This is a genomic window from Pseudomonas sp. KK18 (genome assembly GCF_037094675.1).
Classification (GTDB): domain Bacteria; phylum Pseudomonadota; class Gammaproteobacteria; order Pseudomonadales; family Pseudomonadaceae; genus Aquipseudomonas.
Window position 1 is genome coordinate 5,937,936 of record NZ_CP146605.1, and the last position, 20,373, is coordinate 5,958,308.

General features: G+C 61.9%; 13 protein-coding genes. 5 read left to right on the forward strand and 8 right to left on the reverse strand.

Annotated elements, in window-relative coordinates; all coding sequences use genetic code 11:
• The first annotated feature begins 3 nt into the window (after positions 1 to 3).
• Genes V6607_RS26970 through V6607_RS26980 form a run of 3 tightly spaced genes read left to right on the forward strand, consistent with a single transcriptional unit; the run spans position 4 to position 3,590 of the window.
• Complete coding sequence (locus V6607_RS26970) at positions 4 to 1,905, forward strand: sensor histidine kinase (protein WP_003208735.1); 1,902 nt, start codon at positions 4 to 6, stop codon at positions 1,903 to 1,905.
• Positions 1,902 to 3,242 carry a sigma-54 dependent transcriptional regulator gene (locus V6607_RS26975; RefSeq protein WP_003208736.1) on the forward strand — a complete coding sequence of 447 codons (1,341 nt, stop codon included), beginning with the start codon at positions 1,902 to 1,904 and terminating at the stop codon, positions 3,240 to 3,242. Before V6607_RS26970 ends, V6607_RS26975 begins: the two co-directional genes overlap by 4 nt.
• A gap of 18 nt (positions 3,243 to 3,260) precedes the next feature.
• Positions 3,261 to 3,590 carry a GlpM family protein gene (locus V6607_RS26980; protein WP_172834602.1) on the forward strand — a complete coding sequence of 110 codons (330 nt, stop codon included), beginning with the start codon at positions 3,261 to 3,263 and terminating at the stop codon, positions 3,588 to 3,590.
• Positions 3,591 to 4,371: 781 nt separating this feature from the next.
• Here the strand turns inward: V6607_RS26980 and V6607_RS26985 are convergent.
• Genes V6607_RS26985 through V6607_RS27010 form a run of 6 tightly spaced genes read right to left on the reverse strand, consistent with a single transcriptional unit; the run spans position 4,372 to position 11,632 of the window.
• Complete coding sequence (locus V6607_RS26985) at positions 4,372 to 5,769, reverse strand: sigma-54 dependent transcriptional regulator (protein ID WP_003216481.1); 1,398 nt, start codon at positions 5,767 to 5,769, stop codon at positions 4,372 to 4,374.
• Positions 5,759 to 7,537 carry a HAMP domain-containing sensor histidine kinase gene (locus V6607_RS26990; protein WP_003216479.1) on the reverse strand — a complete coding sequence of 593 codons (1,779 nt, stop codon included), beginning with the start codon at positions 7,535 to 7,537 and terminating at the stop codon, positions 5,759 to 5,761. The genes V6607_RS26985 and V6607_RS26990 overlap by 11 nt, the downstream gene beginning before the upstream one ends.
• A complete protein-coding gene (locus V6607_RS26995) occupies positions 7,537 to 8,661 on the reverse strand; it encodes a GNAT family N-acetyltransferase (RefSeq protein ID WP_003216477.1) in 1,125 nt (374 codons plus the stop codon). Before V6607_RS26995 ends, V6607_RS26990 begins: the two co-directional genes overlap by 1 nt.
• 16 nt (positions 8,662 to 8,677) lie before the next feature.
• Positions 8,678 to 9,544 (reverse strand): alpha/beta fold hydrolase, encoded by an 867-nt coding sequence (locus V6607_RS27000; protein WP_003216475.1) that lies wholly within the window; start codon positions 9,542 to 9,544, stop codon positions 8,678 to 8,680.
• A complete protein-coding gene (locus V6607_RS27005; protein WP_003216473.1) occupies positions 9,541 to 10,935 on the reverse strand; it encodes an aminotransferase class III-fold pyridoxal phosphate-dependent enzyme in 1,395 nt (464 codons plus the stop codon). Before V6607_RS27005 ends, V6607_RS27000 begins: the two co-directional genes overlap by 4 nt.
• Positions 10,928 to 11,632, reverse strand: a complete 705-nt coding sequence (locus V6607_RS27010; protein WP_008435530.1) for an MtnX-like HAD-IB family phosphatase — start codon at positions 11,630 to 11,632, stop codon at positions 10,928 to 10,930. The genes V6607_RS27005 and V6607_RS27010 overlap by 8 nt, the downstream gene beginning before the upstream one ends.
• Before the next feature lie 229 nt (positions 11,633 to 11,861).
• Between V6607_RS27010 and V6607_RS27015 the strand changes: the two genes are divergently transcribed.
• Positions 11,862 to 12,632, forward strand: coding sequence for a MipA/OmpV family protein (locus V6607_RS27015; protein ID WP_338741871.1), 771 nt, complete (start codon positions 11,862 to 11,864; stop codon positions 12,630 to 12,632).
• A 203-nt stretch (positions 12,633 to 12,835) separates the two neighbouring features.
• On the opposite strand, the gene V6607_RS27020 is transcribed toward V6607_RS27015, so the two are convergent.
• Complete coding sequence (locus V6607_RS27020) at positions 12,836 to 13,489, reverse strand: DsbA family oxidoreductase (RefSeq protein ID WP_003216466.1); 654 nt, start codon at positions 13,487 to 13,489, stop codon at positions 12,836 to 12,838.
• Between the two features lie 62 nt (positions 13,490 to 13,551).
• Positions 13,552 to 14,571: an alpha/beta hydrolase gene (locus V6607_RS27025; RefSeq protein ID WP_032899419.1), complete on the reverse strand. Its 1,020-nt coding sequence runs from the start codon at positions 14,569 to 14,571 to the stop codon at positions 13,552 to 13,554.
• Between the two features lie 203 nt (positions 14,572 to 14,774).
• Between V6607_RS27025 and V6607_RS27030 the strand changes: the two genes are divergently transcribed.
• Complete coding sequence (locus V6607_RS27030; protein ID WP_134327272.1) at positions 14,775 to 20,351, forward strand: DUF6543 domain-containing protein; 5,577 nt, start codon at positions 14,775 to 14,777, stop codon at positions 20,349 to 20,351.
• Positions 20,352 to 20,373 lie beyond the last annotated feature (22 nt).

The following is a 20,373-nucleotide window of genomic DNA, read 5'->3' on the forward strand; positions in this document are numbered from 1 at the left end:
GTGATGAAATGCGACCCCAACCTCTTTCGCGCCGCGCCGCCATCACTTGCCGTGAAGCCTCGTCTGATTCGCCAATTGTTCCTGCCGCCGCTGATCATCGCCCTGATGATCGGACTGGGTTACGTCGGCTTCTGGATCAGTGAGTTCTATGGGATCCGCACCCTCAGCGATACCGGCGAACGCCAGCTGGAACTGCACGCCCGCACCGTCGAGAGCGAACTTAGCAAATATACCTACCTGCCCAGTCTCCTGGAGCTGGAATCCAGCGTCTCCAGGCTGTTGGCCGACCCGAATCAAGAAACCCGCAAAACCGTCAACGACTACCTCGAAGGCCTGAACCGGCGCAGTCGCAGCCGGGCGATCTACGTGATGGACACCACCGGCCGTGTGCTGGCGACCAGCAACTGGCGCGATGCCGACAGTTACCAGGGTGAAGACCTGTCCTTCCGTGCCTATTTCCAGAATGCCGTGCGCGGCCAGCCCGGCCGGTTCTACGGCATCGGCAGCACCAACGGCGAACCCGGCTATTACCTGGCCCATGGTCTGGAAGAGCACGGCAAGATCATCGGCGTCGCCGTGGTCAAGGTACGTCTGGAAGCGCTGGAAGAGCGCTGGCAGCGGGCGCGCCTGGAGGCCTTCGTCAGTGACGAGAATGGCATCATCATTCTCTCCAGCGACCCGGCCCGTCGCCTCAAGTCCGTGCGGCCATTGAGCGATGACACCAAGGACCGCCTTGCCCACAGCCTGCAATACTACTGGGCGACGCTCAACGAGCTGGAACCACTGGCCCGCGAGCGCCTCAACGAAGGCACCGAGAAGTTGACCTTCCCGGCCAACAGCGAAGTGGTGGCCGACGAGCATGAGGTCAGCTACCTGGCCCAGACCCGCCCGCTGAACGACACCCCCTGGAATTTCACCCTGCTCACCCCGCTGAACGACCTGCGCCGGGCCGCCATCAACCAGGGCATACTGGTGGCCGTAGCCTTTGCGCTGGTGGCATTCCTGCTGATTGCCTGGAACGAGCGCCGCAAGGTGATTGCCACCCGCCTCGCCGCCCGGGAAGCCCTGCAGGAAGCCAATAACCAGCTGGAGCGACGGATTGCCGAACGCACCACCGACCTGCGGGCCAGCAACGAGCGGCTCAAGAGCCAGATTCGCGAGCGGCGCCAGGCCGAGGAAACCTTGCGCAGGGCCCAGGACGAACTGGTGCAGGCCGGCAAACTCGCGGCCATCGGCCAGATGTCCACCAGCATCGCCCATGAATTGAACCAGCCACTGGCCGCCCTGCGTACCCTGTCGGGCAACACCGTGCGCTTCCTTGAGCGTGGGGCGCTGGACACCGCCAGTGCCAACCTCAAGACCATCAACGAACTGATCGACCGCATGGGTCGCATCACCGCCAGCCTGCGCTCCTTTGCCCGGCGTGGCGATGACCAGGGCGAAGCCAATCTGGGCAAGGCGGTGGACGCTACGTTCCAGATCCTCGGCAGTCGCCTGGAGACCCTGCCGCTGACGGTGCACCGCCACTTCAGCAGCGCGCAGTTGCAGATCGACCAGACACGCCTGGAGCAGATCCTGGTCAACCTGATGGGCAACGCCCTGGACGCGATGCAGGCGCAACCGGCCCCCGAACTGTGGCTGGAAGGCGACATCGCCGACGGCAAATATCGCCTGCGGGTGCGCGACAACGGCCACGGGATTGATCCCGAGACCCGCAAGCATTTGTTCGAACCGTTCTTTACCACCAAACCCGGCGAACAAGGCCTGGGCCTCGGCCTCACGCTGTCGGCCAGCCTCGCGGCGGCGACCGGCGGCAACCTCGCCGTCGAGCATCCGGCCAGCGGTGGTACTGCCTTTGTCCTGAGTTTGCCGCTGGCGAGCCCTCAACAAGTCGAGTCGAAATGAACGCAGAAAAAACCACCGACCTGACCGTCCTGATCGTCGAAGACGACCCCCATGTATTGCTCGGCTGCCAGCAAGCCCTGGCCCTGGAAGACATTCCCAGCGTGGGCGTGGGCAGTGCCGAAGAGGCCCTGACCCTCGTCGGTGAAAACTTCGCCGGCATCGTCATCAGCGATATTCGCCTGCCGGGCATCGACGGCCTGGAGTTGCTGACCCGGCTCAAGGCCCTGGATAAAAGCCTGCCGGTGGTGCTGATCACCGGCCACGGCGATATCTCCATGGCCGTGGGTGCGATGCGCAACGGCGCCTATGACTTCATGGAGAAACCCTTCTCTCCCGAGCGCCTGGTGGACGTAGCCCGCCGCGCCCTGGAACAACGCGGTTTGGCCCGGGAAGTCTGGTCGCTGCGCCGGCAACTGGCCGAGCGCGATTCGCTGGAAGGCCGAATCATCGGTCGCTCCCCGGCCATGCAGAACCTGCGGGAATTGATCGCCAACGTCGCCGACACCTCGGCCAACGTGTTGATCGAGGGCGAGACCGGCACCGGCAAGGAATTGGTCGCGCGCTGCCTGCACGATTTCAGCCGGCGCCACTCCCACCAGTTCGTCGCCTTGAACTGCGGCGGCCTGCCCGAGAACCTGTTCGAAAGCGAAATCTTCGGCCACGAAGCCAACGCGTTCACCGGTGCCGGCAAGCGCCGCATCGGCAAGATCGAACACGCCCACGAAGGCACGCTGTTCCTCGACGAAGTGGAAAGCATGCCGATGAACCTGCAGATCAAGCTGCTGCGGGTGTTGCAGGAACGCACCCTGGAACGCCTGGGTTCGAACCAGAGCGTGGCGGTGGATTGCCGGGTGATCGCCGCGACCAAGTCCGACCTCGACGACCTGAGCCGCGCCAACCAGTTTCGCAGCGACCTGTACTACCGCCTCAACGTGGTGACCCTGGAACTGCCGCCGCTGCGTGAACGCCGCGAAGACATCCTGCAGTTGTTCGAACACTTCCTGCAGCAGTCGTCGCTGCGTTTCGACCGCACCGCGCCGGACCTCGACAACCAGACCCTGTCCAGCCTGATGAGCCATGACTGGCCGGGCAACGTGCGTGAACTGCGCAACGTGGCCGAGCGGTTTGCCCTCGGTTTGCCGGCGTTCAAGAAAAGCGGCGCCAGCAGCGGCAACCATGGGCTGGCCTTTACCGAAGCGGTGGAGGCGTTCGAGCGCAACCTGCTCAACGATGCCTTGCAACGCAGCGGCGGCAACCTGACCCAGGCCAGCCAGGAACTGGGGATGGCCAAGACCACGTTGTTCGATAAGGTCAAGAAGTACGGGCTGAGCCACTAGGAGCGCATTGTGGATTTATTGTTGAAGGCGGCATTGGGTGCGGGGGTGGTGTTGATTCTGGCGGCGCTGGCCAAGACCAAGAACTACTACATTGCAGGGTTGGTGCCGCTGTTTCCGACGTTCGCGTTGATTGCGCATTACATTGTCGGCAAGGGTCGGTCGGTGGAGGATTTGAAGACCACCATCGTGTTCGGGATGTGGTCGATCATTCCGTACTTTGTGTACCTGGCGACGTTGTATGTGATGGTTGACCGGATGCGTCTGGAGGCTTCGCTGGCGGTGGCGGCGGTAGCGTGGTTGATGGCGGCTACGATTTTGGTCAGCGTGTGGGTCCGGGTACACGCCTGACATACACCTATCAAAGATGCGGAGCCGGGTGGGTGTGTATATCCGTTATTTAGGTAACGGCCGCTATTGGTTCCGCTCTTACAGCGGCTCACTTTTGAACAGCGCAAAAGTAAGCAAAACGCTCTTGCCCCACCACTCGGCACCTCGCTTAGGCTCGGTGTGCCCTCACTCCGGCTTTGGACCGTGGGCCGCCGTCATGGGCCATCCTTGGCCCAGGACGGCTAACCCGGCGTCCTGCCGGGTTACCCACGCTCCAAAGCCTGCGTTCGGCCAGCGTGGTTTAACGGGGCGCCTAAGATCAAGATCAAAAGCAGATCAACAGCACAGCGGCCTACCGCCCGGCTTGAGTGTTGAAAAGCCAAATCAAAAGCTAAAGCGGGCACGGTCCAAATGTGGGAGCGGGCTTGCTCGCGAAGGTCGTTAACGATGACGCGGGCATTCTGAATGAACGCGGCGCTCTCAGGTTTTTCGCGAGCAAGCCCGCTCCCACAGAAAAGCAGATCTGTTTTCGCTCTGGTTTTTGCTTTTGCTTTTAACACTCAAGCCGGCCGGGAGGCCGCTGTGCTTTTGCTTTTGATCTTAGGCACCCCGTCAACCACGATGGCCGGAGTGCGGGCATGCCGAGCCTAAGCGAGGCACCGAGTGGCGGGGCAAAGACCTTTTACTTTTGGCTGGGCCGGCATTCCGGGCGTTTGCCAAAAGTGAGCCGCTGTAAGAGCGGAACCATAAGTCGCCGTTACCTAAATAACGGATATGCCCCCAAGCAACCGCTCAGCGCCCCCTAGCGAACAATCTTGTCCACCTGAATCCCCAGCTTCTTCAACCGATACCAAAAACTGCGCTCGGAAATCCCGATCTTCTGCGCCGCCGCAGCCTGCACCCCGTTGCTCTCCTGCAACGCAGCCATGATGTAAGCCTTCTCCACCTCAGCCAGCGCCGCATCCAGATCCTGCGGCACACCCGGCCCGTTGCTGAGTATCGCGCCCACCCCATCCTCAGCCGGCGTCGAAGCAAACAGATACGCCGGCAAATCAATATCCTCGATCACCGGCGTCGCCGCGACAATGGTCGCCCGCTCCACACAGTTCTGCAGCTCACGAATATTGCCCGGCCAGGAATACGCCGCCATGGCCTGCAACGCCTCGGGGCTGAAACCGGTGATGCGTTTGCCCGCCGTGGCACTCAAGGTCTGGGCAAAGTGCCGGGCCAGCGGCGCGATATCTTCCACCCGCTCACGCAAGGCCGGCAGCGGAATCGGAAATACGTTCAAGCGGTAGTAAAGGTCTTCACGAAACTCTTTGTTCGCCACCGCATCCAGCAAATTCTTGTTGGTGGCAGCGATCACTCGCACATCCACCTTGCGCTCGCGCGGGTCACCCACCGGCTCGATCACCCGCTCCTGCAAGGCCCGCAGGATTTTCGCCTGCAACGCCAACGGCATGTCACCCACTTCATCGAGAAACAACGTGCCCTTGTCGGCCTGCATGAAGCGCCCGACCCGATCCGCCACGGCGCCAGTGAAGGCGCCCTTGCGGTGGCCGAACATCTCGCTTTCCAGCAAACCTTCGGGGATTGCCGCGCAGTTGACCGCCACAAACGGCTTGTCGGCGCGGTTGCCGTGCTTGTGAATGGCGCGGGCGACCATCTCCTTGCCGGTGCCGCTTTCGCCCGTCAGCAGCACCGTAGCGTTGCTGTCGCGCACCGAGTCCACGGCGTGCAGCACGCGGCGGAACGCCGGGCTGTCGCCCACCAGGCTGTCGAACTGCGCATGTTCATCCAACTCGGCACGCATGCGCGCGTTGTCGCGCATGATGTCGCGAAACTGCAGGGCCTTCGCCACCGTGATGTCCAGCTCGTCGATATCGAAGGGCTTGGCGATATAGTCGTAGGCGCCGTTGCGCATCGACTGCACCGCGTTTTTCACGGTGCTGTAGGCGGTCATCACGATCACCGGCAACTGCGGGTAGCGCACCTTGATTTCCGCCAGCAGCGCCGGCCCGTCCATGCCGGGCATGCGCCAGTCGCTGATCACCAGGTCGATGTCTTCCTGCTCCAGCACCTTGAGCGCGTGCAGGCCGTTGCCGGCGGTAAACACCTGGATCCCGCTCTGGCTCAAGGCCGACGAAAGCAAGTCACAGAGCTTGGGTTCGTCGTCAACTACCAATACGTTATGCGTCATCACCATCCTCATCATCGCCGTCGTCTGCACCCTGGGCCGGAATGTACAGGCTGAAGGTGGCGCCGGCATCTGTCTCGCTGACACATTCGATGCTGCCGTCATGACTTTCCATGATCGAGAACACTTTGGCCAGACCCAAGCCCGTGCCCGAGGCCTTGGTGGTGACGAATGGTGTGAAGATCCGCTCGATCATGTCCGGCGCAATGCCCTCGCCGGTATCGCCGATGCTGATCACCGTGTTGCCGCCCACGCTGTGGATGCCCAGGGTCAGGCGCCCGCCTCCGGGCATGGCGTCGATGGCGTTGAGAATCAGGTTCAGGCACGCCTGCTTGAGCTGCTTGGCATCGGCATAAATCGTCGCGCCGGGAGCCGCATCATCAATTTGCGCGTCGATGTTATGGGTCGCAAGCTCAGGCCCGCAGAAGCCGAGGATCTCCTCCACCACCGGGCGTGCCGCCTGCACGGTGCGCAGCGGCGCACTGGGTTTGGCGAAGTCGAGGAATTCGGTGATCAGGTCATTGATCCGGCTGACTTCGCTGATCACATATTCGAGGTGACGCTTGTCGGTTTCCGGCAAATCGGCGCGGCGATGCAGCAACTGGGTGGCCGTCTTGATAATGCCCAGCGGGTTGCGAATTTCGTGGGCCAGGCCCATGGCCACTTCGCCCAGTGCATGCAGGCGGTCGCGGCGGCGCAGTTGCGCTTCCAGGTGATGCAACTCACCGAGGCGCTCGGTCATGTGGTTGAAGGTGCTGCTCAGTTGCGCCAACTCGTCGCCGCCGCTGACCGCCACACGGTGCTGATAGTTACCCGAGATCACCGCGCTGACGCCTTCGGACAGATCCCGCAATGGCCGGGTCAGGCGCTGGGACACCAGCATGCCCGCACCAAGGGACAACGCCGAGCTGAGCAGGAAGATCAACACGAACAGATTGCTCTGGTTCACCAGGCCCACCAGGCTGGTATGGCGCAGCAAGCCACTGAAGATCACCCCTTGCAGCTCGCCGGCATCGTTGAAGATCGGCCAGTACAAACCGCTGTAGTTGTTGGTGAATTGTTCGCTGGGTTGCTTGGTGCTGCGCAGCGCGGATTCGATACTCGAAGGAATCCGCGTGGGGTGATCGACGAAGCGCTGGGTGGAGAAAATCTCCGAAAACCCGGTGGGGTTGGCCAGGTACAAGCGCAGGTCGAGGGAATGCACATCGGCCACGCTGGTCAGGAAACTGCTGTCCAGATAAGTGGCCACCAGCAGTTGATAATCGACGCCGTCCTCGCTGGTCTCGAAGGTGGACACCACAACCCCGGTGGTCACGCCACCCACCTGGACCGTCTGCAACACCGCATTACTGGCCAGGTTGATTTGCTTGACGATGTCATCGGCGGCGGTGGTAAACACGATTTTGTGGTCACTGCTGCGGATCAGCGCCACCACGTCGATGTCGGTGGCGGCGGCAATATCGGCGGTCAGCTTGTCGTGTTTCTCGGCCTGGCGCGACGACGGCGGTTTGGTATAGCGCAGGAACAGTTGGGCAACCCGGGCGTTGTCGTGGAGGATGTCGCCGATCTCGTCCTTGACGATCTTGGTCGACTCCTGCAGCCAGATGCGCACGTTGCTGTCGAAGATCTGCGACAACGTCGTGGCGGCCAGCTCCGCCGCGATCATCGTCGGAATTACCGTCACCAGCCAGAACGCCAACACCAGCTTGCGCTGGACGCTCCAACGCGAAATGGCAAAGGGGCGGGCTTTTTGGCGGGTCTTGTTGATCATCAGGTTTCGCTTATCGCAGCAGCCATGGCAGGGTCGGATCGATCCGGTCGGAGAAACACTTTTGCAACGAACAGCGCACGGTTGACCAGCCAGTTACGGTGGCGGAAAAACATGCTGTTGCCCTGGAACTCGCAGCCCAGCAGCAACTTGCTGGCATAGCCGGCCTGACCACATTCATATAACGCAATATCGTTGCGAATACAGTAGTCGATGTTGGTTAACCAACTGCGCACCGCCAGGCTGTATTCGCGACTGTAGTCACTGTCTTCGCCGAAAAACTTGTCAATCAGGCGATCCCGGTTAAGCAGGATCAGGTTGAACGCCACCAGTTGCTCGTCCACCCAATAAAGCACACAGACCGCACGTTCCTGCAGCTGTTCAAGGATACCGGTGAAATAGCCTGCCGGCAGTCGCTCGAACTGCAGGTCGGAGCGTTCCAGGGTGGCCTCGTACAGCGCCATGATGCGCGGCAGTACGTCGTCGATGTTGCGTCGCCACTCGACACGCGGGCCCGGCGCACGCAGTTTGCGGCGCAGGTCCTTGCGGGTGGCTTTGTCCAGGGAACCGAGGTAGGCGTCCACTGAACCAAAAGGGATCGGCAACAAGGCCGTTGGCAGGCTGGGCATGCTCTGGAAACCCGCGCCAAGGCAGCTGTTTGACCAGCCTTCGTCCCTGGTCGGTGCATCCTTGACCGCCACCAGCCCGACGCCGAACGTATCGGCATCCTGGCGCGCGGCAGCGAGCAATTGCGCAAGCAGAGCCTCGCGCCCTGATTCGGCAACGTGACTGGCGATGCCCGCATTGCACTGCTCCGCCACCGGCGAGCCGATGGCATACAGGCCCAACTTCAAAACACCCGGCCACAGTCGCTCCAGGCGCTCGGTAAAGCGCTTGCCTACGCCTGACACGGTGGTGTCCAGGCGATACCGCGTGATGAACGCCGGTGCGACCGCCACCAGCCTTGCATCGTCAAACACCGCGAGGTAGCGCCACTGAAAGTCATCAATAGCGGCGTTTTCCACGGCCACGTAATAGTCCCAATCCTCCAGGGCATCGGGAAAACAGTCGTTCCAGGCACTGCGTTCGATGGCCCGAATGGTCGAAAAGGCTTGGGCGGTGATCACGTCAAATCCTTAGGGTTCAAGCCAGCTGTCGATAATCTTCAGGTGCCTCTGTGGCGTGTGCGTGCTGCCCGACAAACTCGGCACTCAACTCGATCACCCGACGGTATTGCAGGTCGACGGTGATCATGTGGTAGCAGTTGTCCAGCAGGATCTTGGTCACGGGGCCGCCGAGATGGCGTTCCACGTAATCGGCGTTCCAACGGCTGGTGATGTCATCCTCGATGGAATGCAGCACCAGGGCCGGGGTCTTGATCGATGGCATGAGCTTCTTCACCACGGCATTCATCCAGTGCAACTCGCGCACCGTGACGCCCTCCATGGTCAAGAGACCCGCCTCGCTGCTCTCCCCTTCCTTCATCTGCCGCTCGACGATCGCCCGCAGGCGCTCGTTCTTGATGCCGTAGGGCGGCTTTTCAGTAAAGCGGAACAGGCGCACACCGAAGGGAATACGGATCAGCAAGGGCGTGATGAACGCCATCTTGTTGATGCTCCAGCCGTCGTACTTCAACGTCGTGGAGTACATCAGCAAGCCGGCAACCTGGCCGGGGAACTGCGACGCCACGTACATCGACATCACCGCGCCCATCGACAAGCCGCCGACGAATACCTGCTCGTGACGCTGTTTCACCGCGACGAAGGTCTTGCGCACGCCTTCGTACCAGTCCTGCCAGCCGGTGGCTTGCAGGTCGCTGTTGTCCCCGCAGTGGCCGGCCAGGGTCGGCACGTACACCGTGCAGTTACCGACCTTGGCCAACCCCTGGGCCACCCGACGGAGTTCCGTCGGGGTGCCCGTCAGGCCGTGGATCAACAAGATCCCAATCGGACCGCTACCGAGAACGAAGCCGGCATCACCTTCACCGAGGTCGATCTCGTGGCTGCTCACCGTTTGGTCGCTCGCACAAGCAGTTGCTCGAGCAGCTTCAGGCCCAGGTCGATTTCCGGGTAGCTGATTTCCAGCGACGGTGCCAGGGTGATCACGTTCTTGTAGTAGCCGCCCACGTCGAGGATCAGGCCGAGTTTCTGACCGTCAACCACCATGTCGCCCTTCATGCCTTCCTCGACCATGTAGTCCAGGGTCGCCTTGTCCGGAGTGAAGCCGTCCGGGCCGCAGATTTCGCAGCGCAGGGCCAGGCCCAGGCCATCGACGTCGCCGATGATCGGGAAGCGCTTTTGCAGCTCTTGCAGGCCGGCCAGGAAGTATTTGCCCTTGGCCATGACCATTGCGCCGTAATCGACTTCGCTGGTCATCTTGAACATTTCCAGGCCTACCGCGGTGCCCAACGGGTTGGACGCGAAGGTGGAGTGAGTGGAGCCTGGCGGGAAGATCTTAGGGTTGATCAACTCTTCCTTGGCCCAGATGCCGCCCAGCGGGTTCAGGCCGTTGGTCAATGCCTTGCCGAAGACGATCACGTCCGGCTTGACGTCGAAGTGTTCGATCGACCACAGCTTGCCGGTACGCCAGAAGCCCATCTGGATTTCGTCGACAACCATCAGGATGCCGTGCTGGTCGAGGACCTGCTTGAGCTCGCTGTAGAAGTTCATCGGCGGGATCACGTAGCCGCCGGTGCCCTGGATCGGCTCGACGTAGAAGGCGGCGTATTCGCTCTGGCCGACTTTCGGGTCCCACACACCGTTGTATTCGGTTTCGAACAGACGGGCGAACTGCTGCACGCAGTGGCTGCCGTATTCTTCCTTGGTCATGCCTTTAGGGCCGCGGAAGTGGTACGGGAACGGGATGAAGTTGGCGCGCTCGCCGAAGTGGCCATAGCGACGACGGTAGCGGTAGCTCGAAGTGATCGACGAAGCGCCAAGGGTACGGCCGTGGTAGCCGCCTTCGAAGGCGAACATCAGGCTCTTGCCGTTGGTGGCGTTACGCACCACCTTCAGGGAGTCTTCGATGGACTGCGAACCGCCCACGTTGAAGTGCACACGACCGTCGAGGCCGAATTTTTTCTTGGCGTCGACTGCGATCATTTCCGACAGCTCGATCTTGCCTTTGTGCAGGTACTGGCTGGCGATTTGCGGGAGGGTGTCGATCTGCTGCTTCAGCGCGTTGTTCAGGCGTGGGTTGGCGTAACCGAAGTTAACGGCCGAGTACCACATTTGCAGGTCGAGGTAAGCCTGGTCTTCGGTGTCCCACACGTAGGAGCCTTCGCAGCGGCTGAAAATGCGCGGCGGGTCGATGTAGTGAACGGTGTCGCCGTAGGAGCAGTACTTGGCTTCTTTATCCAGAAGAACCTGGTCTTCTGCGGTAGCGATGCGGATATCAGACATGGTGGAAGAGTTCCTGATTGTCGGAAGAGGTGCTGAAGGAGGTGGCGTTGGCGGCGATGCCCTGAGGCAGCTTGGCCAGCAATGCCGGCAGTTCGGCGAAGGTGTCGAACCGCGCGTAAGGGATGTTGTTGGTTTCGCAGTAGTCGGCCAGGCTGGCCTTGGCGAAGACGAAGTCGGCGGTGGAGGCCACGCACATGTCGGACTTGCCGTCGCCGATCACCAGCACGCGCTTGTTGCGCGGCGTGGACTTGCACTTGCAGTTGCCGGAGGCGGCACGGCAGGCGTCGCTGGCATACGGGAAGTCGATGCGCCAGCTGTTCTGGTCGACCTGGCGCAGGCGGTTGGCGAGGATCGGCAGCAAGGTCACGTAGTTGCGCGACAGAATCCGCGCGATGCCTTGTTCGATGCCATCGCTGACCACTTCAATGGAAGCGCCCAGGCCCATGACATGGTCGACGAAGTCCGGGAAGTCCGGGTCGATCTCGACGCTGTCGAAATACGCCAGCAACTCGGCCGGGGTCGCCTTGATCAGCGCCAGTTGACGGCTCAGGCATTCGCGCGAACCGATGTGCCCATCCAGCCATTCCTGCTCGATGGTTTCCCACTCGGGGCCGGCGAAGCGTTGGAGGACGTTGTCGATGACGTCGGTAGGGGTGATGGTCCCGTCGAAGTCACACACGATATGCCAGTGGATCATCTGCATTTACCTATGAAGTAGGAACGCGCTGTTGCGCTTGCAGGGGATAGAGCATGGAGTGTGCCAAGTGCCACCAACCCCTGTTTTCAAAGGGTTTGGCGGGTATCGGCGTGTGGTTGTGTCGGAACTTGCTACAATTTTTGTAGCTTGCTACAACCTAGATGAGTGCTTGCCTAAGGCAGGGCGTTTGCGCGTTCATGCGCGCATGTTCACAAAAGGAAATGGCTCCATGTTCAGGGTTACTTTTGCTGTATTCACCGGTTTGCTGGGGCTGTGGGGCGTTTGCGGCGCTGCGCTGGCGGACGGAATTACCGGTGAAGCCGGCGCAGGCGTCAGCTATCAGCCCCACGATCCCACGGGCAGCCGCTACGAAACGCGGCCGATCCCGTATTTCGACCTGGATTGGGGGAGTGTCAGCCTGGGTACCGACGATGGGCTGACCTGGAGTGCCCTGAATACCCATGGCTTTACTGCCGGGCCTTACATCAACTACTTGCCGGGGCGGACGGCCAATGGGTCGCTGCGGGGCTTGCGTGATGTTTCGGACATGGCCGAAATCGGCGGTTTCATCCAATACGCTCCGGCTGATTTCTGGCGGGTGTATGCACAGGTGGGTCAGGCCGTGGGCGGGGCGCGTGATCAAAGCGGCGTGGTGGGCAAGCTCGGCGGCGAGTTGGGTTATCCGTTGGGGAGCGGCATTATCGGCAGCACCGACCTGATGGCGCACTTTGCCGATGCCCGCCAGGCGCAGACGTTTTTCGGGGTGGATGCCAATGAGGCTGCGGCCTCGGGGTTTCGGCCGTATAACGCCAGTGCCGGGTTTCAGAACCTGACGTTGACGCAAAGTTTTGAGTTTCCTTTGGATGCGAAGTGGTCGCTGTTGACCAGTGCCAGTTGGATACACCTGGTGGGGTCAGCGGCCAATAGCAGCATCGTCAAGGAGACCGGGGATGTGAATCAGGGGCAGGTGCAGACGGCCATCAGCTATAAGTTTGATTGAAGCAACAGCAAAATCAAAGGCGGGCACGCTCCAAATGTGGGAGCGGGCTTGCTCGCGAAGGTCGTTAACGATGACTCGGGCATCCTGATTCAACGCGGCGCCCTCTGGTTCTTCGCGAGCAAGCCCGCTCCCACATAAAGCGGCTCTGCTTTTGCTTCTAACACTCAGGTCGGCTGCTTTTGATTTTTATCTGACAGCCCCATTCAGCCCTTGGCCTCACTGATAATCTGCCGAATCGCCCCGACAAACGCCTCAGCCGGCTGCCCACCACTCACCGCGTACTGATCGTTGAACACGATGGTAGGCACAGAAGTCACCCCGCGAGATACCCACAACTGCTCCTGCTCCCGCACCTCGGCGGCATATTCGTCCGAAGCCAGAATTTCCTCTGCCCGCACACGATCCAGCCCAACACCCTCGGCAATCCCCGCCAACGTCCCGTGATCAGACGGATCCTGCTGGTCAGTGAAATACGCCTTGAACAATGCTTCCTTGAGGTTGTACTGCAACCCCTCAAGCCCCGCCCAATGCAACAGACGATGGGCATCAAACGTGTTGTAGATACGACTCTGCCCGTCCGTACGAAACGCAAAACCCAACTCCGCCCCCATATCACGAATCCGCGCCCGGTTAGCCTGGGACTGCTCAGCCGTGGAACCGTACTTTTCAGTGATGTGCTCGGTAATGTTCTGCCCTTCGGCAGCCATGTTGGGGTTCAGCTCAAACGGCTGGAAATGAATCTCGGCCTGCACCTCCGGACCCAGTTGGTCCAGGGCCTCGGTCAAGCCACGCAGGCCAATGATGCACCAGGGACACGACACGTCGCTGACGAAATCGATTTTCAGGGGAGTACTCATGACTAGGCAACCTCGCTGGCATTAAACGCCGGAAAGGTCCCACGATACACCCCGTCAAGCCCTTACAAAACCTTCGCAGGCACCACCGGGTCGATCTGCGCCCAATGCGCCGCATCCTGCCGATGCGCTTGCAAGTAGGGCAAGACCGCCGCCAGCAACGGCGCCTTGAACGCCTCCTGGAAACGATGGGCCAGCCCCGGAATCAGCCGCAACTGGCTGCCCTGGATATGCGCCGCCAGGTGCACACCATGCATCACCGGCAACAACGGATCGGCCGTGCCATGCACCACCAGCGTCGGCACCCGCAGTTGATTGAGCAACGGCACCCGGCTCGGTTCGGCAAGGATCGCCATGATCTGGCGCTTCACACCGTCAGGGTTGAACGCCCGGTCGTACGACTGCGCCGCCTGCTGCAACAGCACCTTGCGATCATCCTTCACATAAGGACTGCCCAGCGCCGCCAGCAGGTCGGCCTGTTGTTCCAGGGCCACTTCACGATTGGGCGCGCTGCGGCGCGACAACAGTTGCACCAGCGCCGCACTCGGTGCCGGCAGGCCTTCGGCGCCGGAACTGGTCATGATCAGCGTCAGGCTTTCCACCCGTTGCGGCGCCATGGCCGCCAGGTGCTGGGCGATCATGCCGCCCATGCTCGCGCCCAGCACGTGGAATTGCTGGATGTGCAAGCCGTCCATCAAGCCCAGTGCGTCGTCCGCCATGTCGGTCAGGGTGTAGGGCGCCGCCACCGGCAGACCGAGCTTGTAGCGCAGCACTTCAAAGGTCAGGTTGGCGCTGGCCGGTGCCTGGCGCCAGGTGGACAGCCCCACATCACGGTTGTCATAACGAATCACCCGAAAGCCCTGCTCACACAGGGCCACCACCACTTCGTCCGGCCAGTGGATCAACTGCCCGCCCAGGCCCATCACCAGCAGCAAGGCCGGGTCGGAGGCACGACCAATGCTCTGGTAGGCCAGGCTCACCTGTTCCAGATCAACCCGTTCAGTCGGGACATTCACATCACATCGAGAAGCCGCAAAGGACGGCAGGCCGAATAACAGAGCGGCCATGAAAAACAACACGCGCATGAAAAACACCGAAACGCAGAACCCCAGTAGAGCGCGAGTCTGATGAACTTTGTACAAGCGCGCTGCCACAGTTCAGTGACAGTTTGATGAAGGGCGCCCAACGGTCATCCGCGTATCTATCTATCACCTCACGCCCTGGCCCCGCCTCTTTAATGGTGCATTCACCGGCAAGCCCGGTCTCACCAGAGCATGAACACACCATCATGAGTGACCTCACCCTACTTCCCCCGTCTGCCACCCTGAGCGACTTCGCCTCACCGTCGCTTCCAGGCCAGGCCCGCCTCCAGGACCAGAGCCTGTCCCTGCAAGCCTCAGCGCGCTGGCGCGAAAGCCAACAGGAACTGCATCAACTGATTGCCCAGGCACCCGGCGTGCGCGACTCCATCGAACAACTGCTCACAGAGCATTGGCAACTGGGCGCCGCACCGGTCGGCCTGGGTTTTCTCAAGACCGAAGATCACGACGAGCACTTCGTCAGCCTGGCGGATGCCTGGGGCTTTATCTGCCAGTTTCCAGACATCTCCCCCACCCTGGATGCCCGCAGCACCGTGGTCGGCCTGGCGTCCCACCGCCTGTCAGCCCTCACGCCCGTGCAATTGCTCAAGCGGCTCCAGGCACTGGGCCTGGGGAAACTGCTCAGCGCCCGCTGGGAAAACTATTGGAGTACCCGGGCGCCGGGTACGCCGTTGTCCCGTCGCGAGCGGGCGGCACAACTGTACTGCCAGCATTTCGAGGCCTGCGGGCAATCGGCCTATGCCCAGGGAAGGCTGGGTGCCCAACAACTGATCTCGTTGCAGACAGTGCTCAACCCGGTCACCACCCCCAATGGCGTACGCCCCGTCGAGACCTGCCAGCTGGCGTTGCTGCTGCCCGACCAGAGCAAGGTCAAATTGGCTGGCGCCTGGGTCATCTCCGTGGGCCAGGAGCCGCTGTTGACACAAACCCTGTACCTGCCCTGCCGGCAACCCGGCGTGATGGTCTTCAGCCAACGCCGCGACATGGAGCAGTGGCTGGTCGCAGCGCATCAGCAACTGATCCCGCCGGACGTCGCGGCTGACGCTGTCACCGTCGAATACAGCTCGCGCACCGAACCCCTGGAGCACGGCATTCTGGACCTGCTGTCGCACCTGCACGCGGCTCAGTTGGAAAGCCTGCGCAACCGTCATCGCAATGGCAGTGACCTGGCCCGTTACGCCAGCCATGCCCTGGATGATGCCGACCGCCTGGACAGCCAGCGCCGGGAAATCCCGATGCTTATCGCACCGCATCAACCGGCAGCTACGCCCGGCCCGGACGCTGACGACCTGCCTCCTGCCTTGCCCTTCGGCCACCTCAGCGCCGACATTGCCCTGGGCCAGCGCTGGGCCGCGATCAGGCTGCAACGCAGCGCACTGGAACGCTTCCTGGGCGATGGCCCTGAGCAAACCGCCCGGCTGGTGCAGTTGAAGGGTTTGATGCAAGCGCTGAAAGACGCAGAGCAGGCCGGCAATGATGCCGCCAGCGGCCTGCTGGCCAAAAAAGCTGCCCTCGATCAACTTGAGCTGCGGCAAAAACCCAATCCGGACTATGACGCGCTCTACCAGGCGCGGCTCGCCGCCCTGCGCGCCGAGGGCGCCATCCAGCATGCGCTCCAGCAGATCAGCGATGAAGAACACGGCCTGCTCCTGGCCGTCACGGAACACCCCGCGGCCCCGGAACGCCGCCCGGCTGTCGCGGTGACCCGCCTGATCCTCTCCAGCCGTGACCCAAGGGAAGGTTCCGAGGAACTGACAGGCCTGTTGCTCATCACCCAGACCAGCGCGCTGACCTCTTCGGCGCCCCACAGCCTGTTGCTGTACTGGCCCGGCAATGCAGGGGGCCTGCAGCGTTTCGAATCCCGCCAAGCCCTGGAACACTCGCTGTTCAAGCTGTCGAGCGAAGCGCAGGACGTCACCCTGCAATTGTCGCTGCTGACCGGCGACCCGATTGAATACTCGTTGCAACAGCAGCTGTACGCCAGCGAACAACAGGCGTATGCGCTGATCTCCCTCTTCCCGGTGCCTCCGTTCGGCCAGGAGCGAACCGAAGGCCTGGACAAACTCAAAGAACAAACCCTGTTTACCCTGCAAACCCCGGTGTGCCCGGCGCGGGAACTGGCGTATGGACAACTGCTCGAGCAACAACGCAGCAGCACCCTGGCCGGGGCACTGCCTGGGGAGTTGAGCCAGTTGCCGGCAGATGAACGCCTGGCACTCAAGCACCTGATTCAAGCGCAGATCAGCGCCCTGCATCGCTCGCAGCAATTGCTCGAACGCGAGCTGGAACCTTTCGACGATTTCGGCCAGCGCCGCCTGGACCAACGCCTGCGCGAAGACTTCCAGCTTGAACACACCTGGTCGGTGCAACTGGACCTGCCCGATACGGTCAGCCAGGAGCGCGAATACCTGTCCGAATACGCGGGCCCGGGTACACCGTTCAAGTATGTGACGGTGCCCAGTACCCGCCGCAGCACCTTGTCATTGTTGCAACTGGCCCAGCAAAACATCGACCCGACGCTGGCCCAGCGCCTGACCTACATGAAGCTCGATGTCTCCGGCCCCAATGCCCCTGAAACCACCCGGCTGACCACCGGCCTGTCCCTGGAATACCTGAAGACCCTGGTCAAGGAGCTGGACCTCGCCGGGGCCTACGAAAGCTTGATCACCCGCACCTTCCTCGGTGATCCCGCGGCGGCGCCTTTCACCACGCAGCACCGTCGCGAATGCCTGGCCGAGCCGCTGCGCCTGATGCTCATGCTGCAAGGCAAACGCGCGCGGGCCCTGGGGCGATTCGACGACAACGATCTGCGGCTGCTGAGCATAGCCATCGACGCCGACAACGCGGATGCCTGGCAGGTGGAAGACAAGAAAATCGTGCTGCTGCCGGCCACCCTGAGTGCGGGCGGTGAAGATACCGACTTCGGTCCGACCACCCTGTCAGGGGTCACCTTCATCCAGGAACAAATCTCCGGCACAACCCTGCTGTACCTGCCAAACAGCCCGGACAACCAGGACCTGCGGCGCTACCCGAGCCTGGAACTGGCCCGCAAGGCGCTCTACGACCTCAGCCTGGTCAGCGGCATGAGCGCCTACCTGGCCGGCCTGGCCATCAAGGGCGACACCGCCGCCCACCTCGCCCGGATCGCTCAGGCCCAGCAACGGAATTTTGATCCGGTCTTTGCCGTCGGAACCCCGTGGCCGGCCACCACATCGCTGGCCACTCATTTGCTGAACGCCCATATGGGCCGCGTCATAGAAGCGCACCGCGCGACCTCGCGCTCCAACGCGGCCTTGTTGCTGGAGCAGAATGCGCTGCGCGCCGGGCTGATCTTCAACTACCTGAAAATCGCCCTGGGGCTGGTGCCTTTCGTCGGTTCGGTCGTCGCGTTGTATGACGCCTGGTCCAGTGCCAACCTGGCCACTGCTGCGTTCCTGCGCGGGAACGTCGGCCATGGCCTGGCCGAGGTCGAGGCGGTGCTGTTGTCGCTGATCGACTGCGCCATGGACATTCTGCCGGGCAGCCTAGCCCTGCCGGTCAACGCCCGCGCCGCCACGCGCCAGCGTCAATTGCGCCATCTGGCCAGCAGCGCCGCCAGCCTGCACCTGCCCTCGGTCACCCAGGCTCGGCGGGCGGCACAGCGTTTCGCCGGTTATGAATATGAAGGAGTGATCTCGCTGGCCGGGCTGCAACCGCAGACCCACGGTTTTTATCGCAATGTGTACCGGCATACCGAAGGCGACTTCATCGTGCGGCGCGGGCGCATCTATCAGGTTGAGCTGGCCGGCGATCCCCTGGACTGGCGCCTGAGCCCGACCCGCAGCAAAACCTACAAGCAGCCGATTGCCCTGGATGAAAACGGCGAATGGGACACTCACTACGGCGTCTACGGCAGCGCATTCAAGGGCGGCCTGGCGGGTGGCGGCAGCGTGCTCGGGCATATGGCCGAAGTGCTTGATCCGATCTGGCCCCAGTCGATCCGTGATTACTTGCCACGCTGGTGGACCGACCGCGCCCTGCGCCGCCAACAGGCGCTGGCCAACAGTATCAACAGCCGCGAAGACCTGATTGCGCTCTCCATTAACCGAACCGAAGAACTGATGGCCCGCACCGACAGCGCAGGCCCGGCGATCCGCAGATCCTTCGAGCAGGACATCGAACTGTACAGCCGCCAGTATCAGGAACTGACGGAGTTCGTGCCCTTTACCAGCGGCAACCGCCAGCGCGCGATCAGAGAGGACATGAGCCGCAATGCGGCGCGCCTGACCCTGACCACCCTGAACCGGGCGCGCTATCACTTCAAGCAGATCGAGGCACGGATCCTGGAGCTTGGAACCCATAACATGACCGCTATCTCCCCCGAGGTTTTCGACACCTTGGCAATCGTTCCCGCCATGCTGGAGATCCTGCGGCAGCGTAAAAGGATCAGCAGCGAGATTCTGCGTGACCTGGACCGGATCGATGCCGACTTTTCCCAGTTCAACCGCTGGTTCGATCAGGTTACCGATGCCGCCCACCGTACCCGGCTAAGCCCGATGCTGGAGCAATTCCGACGTACGCTCAATGACAGCTACCGCACGCACCTGAAATTCTTACACCGCTTCGATACCCTTGAGACTTACCCCGAAGTTGCCGAGCTGTCTTGGTTCTACTTGCGGGCCCAGGCCCGGGACAGCTACGCCAAAGTCAACCGGGCATGGGCTTCGCATTTTGAACTGCCCAACGCCAGCGCCAACATCACACAGCGGCGCAAGGTGCTGGAAGACTGCATACAGGCCTATGAACAATTCCGGCTGACCATCCGCACCTGGAACCTCGGTTACCCGCAGCATTTCGACCAGGCGCAACTCAGTGCGTTTTTCGTCGACATTGACCAGATGATCGAACTCGCCCGCCGGGCCATCAAGGAGTCGCCGGCAAGCCGCCCACCGGCCGGGCAACCTGTACGGCGGGTATTCGACACCGAGGACAATATTTCCCTGGTGGGCACCGAGAGCATCGACCCACAAACCCAAGCCACCACTTACCAGGTTGAGAGCGCCAGCGGGCGCGTCGAGACCTGGGTGAAGGGCCCCGGCGGCAAGTCCCGGCTCAAGGACAATGCCGCCTCGGAACCCGCGCCGCCGGAGTCCAACGTCAAGCCGTTCGTGGTGAGCGAAGCCAGGGCTCGCCTGGACAACGTCGGGCTGTACGAAAGCCGCGCCACCGCCTACACCGAGCAAAAAATGCTGCCGGTGGACCTCGAACACCTGCTTGTTAGTGAAGCGGCCGAGTTGAACCTGCGGGCCAATCGCCTGGAACGCCTGGACCCCACCGAGGACCTCGTGCGCCAACTGCGGGCCAAGGCCGCGGAGCTGACCATCAAGGGCCGCAACCTGCGAATCCGCCAGACCCTCGCCAGCAAAACCCCTACCGAAGGTTATCTGGACTACCTTCGCGAACAACGGGTGGTGGAGATTCGCAAGGGCGAACCGGCCCGCAACCTCAATGAAGGCAAGAAAGGACGGGCGGATTTTCTTCAGGAATACGTGATTCAGGACCTGACACAAACGCCGCCCGCCACCCTGTGGTACGCGCACTTTCATTACGACAAGGCCGGGGCGCAGTTCGACGAGTTCATCAAGGCCCACTTGAAGATTCCCGAGCAGCGCAACCTGGGTTTGCAATGGCAAGTCGCCCAGGCGCAAGCCGGGGCCGCGGTGGACCCTATCTGGCGCGGCAATATCGGGCGAGCGCTGGCCACCCGGCACTTTGCCGGGGTGTAAAGGCGGCGGGACTTGCGCACGA

Excerpts from the sequence above, each read along its gene's own strand:
- V6607_RS26970 (WP_003208735.1), top strand. The coding sequence starts at position 4 with ATGAAATGCGACCCCAACCTCTTTCGCGCCGCGCCGCCATCACTTGCC.
- V6607_RS26975 (WP_003208736.1), top strand. The coding sequence starts at position 1,902 with ATGAACGCAGAAAAAACCACCGACCTGACCGTCCTGATCGTCGAAGAC.
- V6607_RS26985 (WP_003216481.1), bottom strand. The coding sequence starts at position 5,769 with ATGACGCATAACGTATTGGTAGTTGACGACGAACCCAAGCTCTGTGAC.
- V6607_RS26990 (WP_003216479.1), bottom strand. The coding sequence starts at position 7,537 with ATGATCAACAAGACCCGCCAAAAAGCCCGCCCCTTTGCCATTTCGCGT.
- V6607_RS27005 (WP_003216473.1), bottom strand. The coding sequence starts at position 10,935 with ATGTCTGATATCCGCATCGCTACCGCAGAAGACCAGGTTCTTCTGGAT.
- V6607_RS27010 (WP_008435530.1), bottom strand. The coding sequence starts at position 11,632 with ATGATCCACTGGCATATCGTGTGTGACTTCGACGGGACCATCACCCCT.
- V6607_RS27015 (WP_338741871.1), top strand. The coding sequence starts at position 11,862 with ATGTTCAGGGTTACTTTTGCTGTATTCACCGGTTTGCTGGGGCTGTGG.
- V6607_RS27020 (WP_003216466.1), bottom strand. The coding sequence starts at position 13,489 with ATGAGTACTCCCCTGAAAATCGATTTCGTCAGCGACGTGTCGTGTCCC.
- V6607_RS27025 (WP_032899419.1), bottom strand. The coding sequence starts at position 14,571 with ATGCGCGTGTTGTTTTTCATGGCCGCTCTGTTATTCGGCCTGCCGTCC.
- V6607_RS27030 (WP_134327272.1), top strand. The coding sequence starts at position 14,775 with ATGAGTGACCTCACCCTACTTCCCCCGTCTGCCACCCTGAGCGACTTC.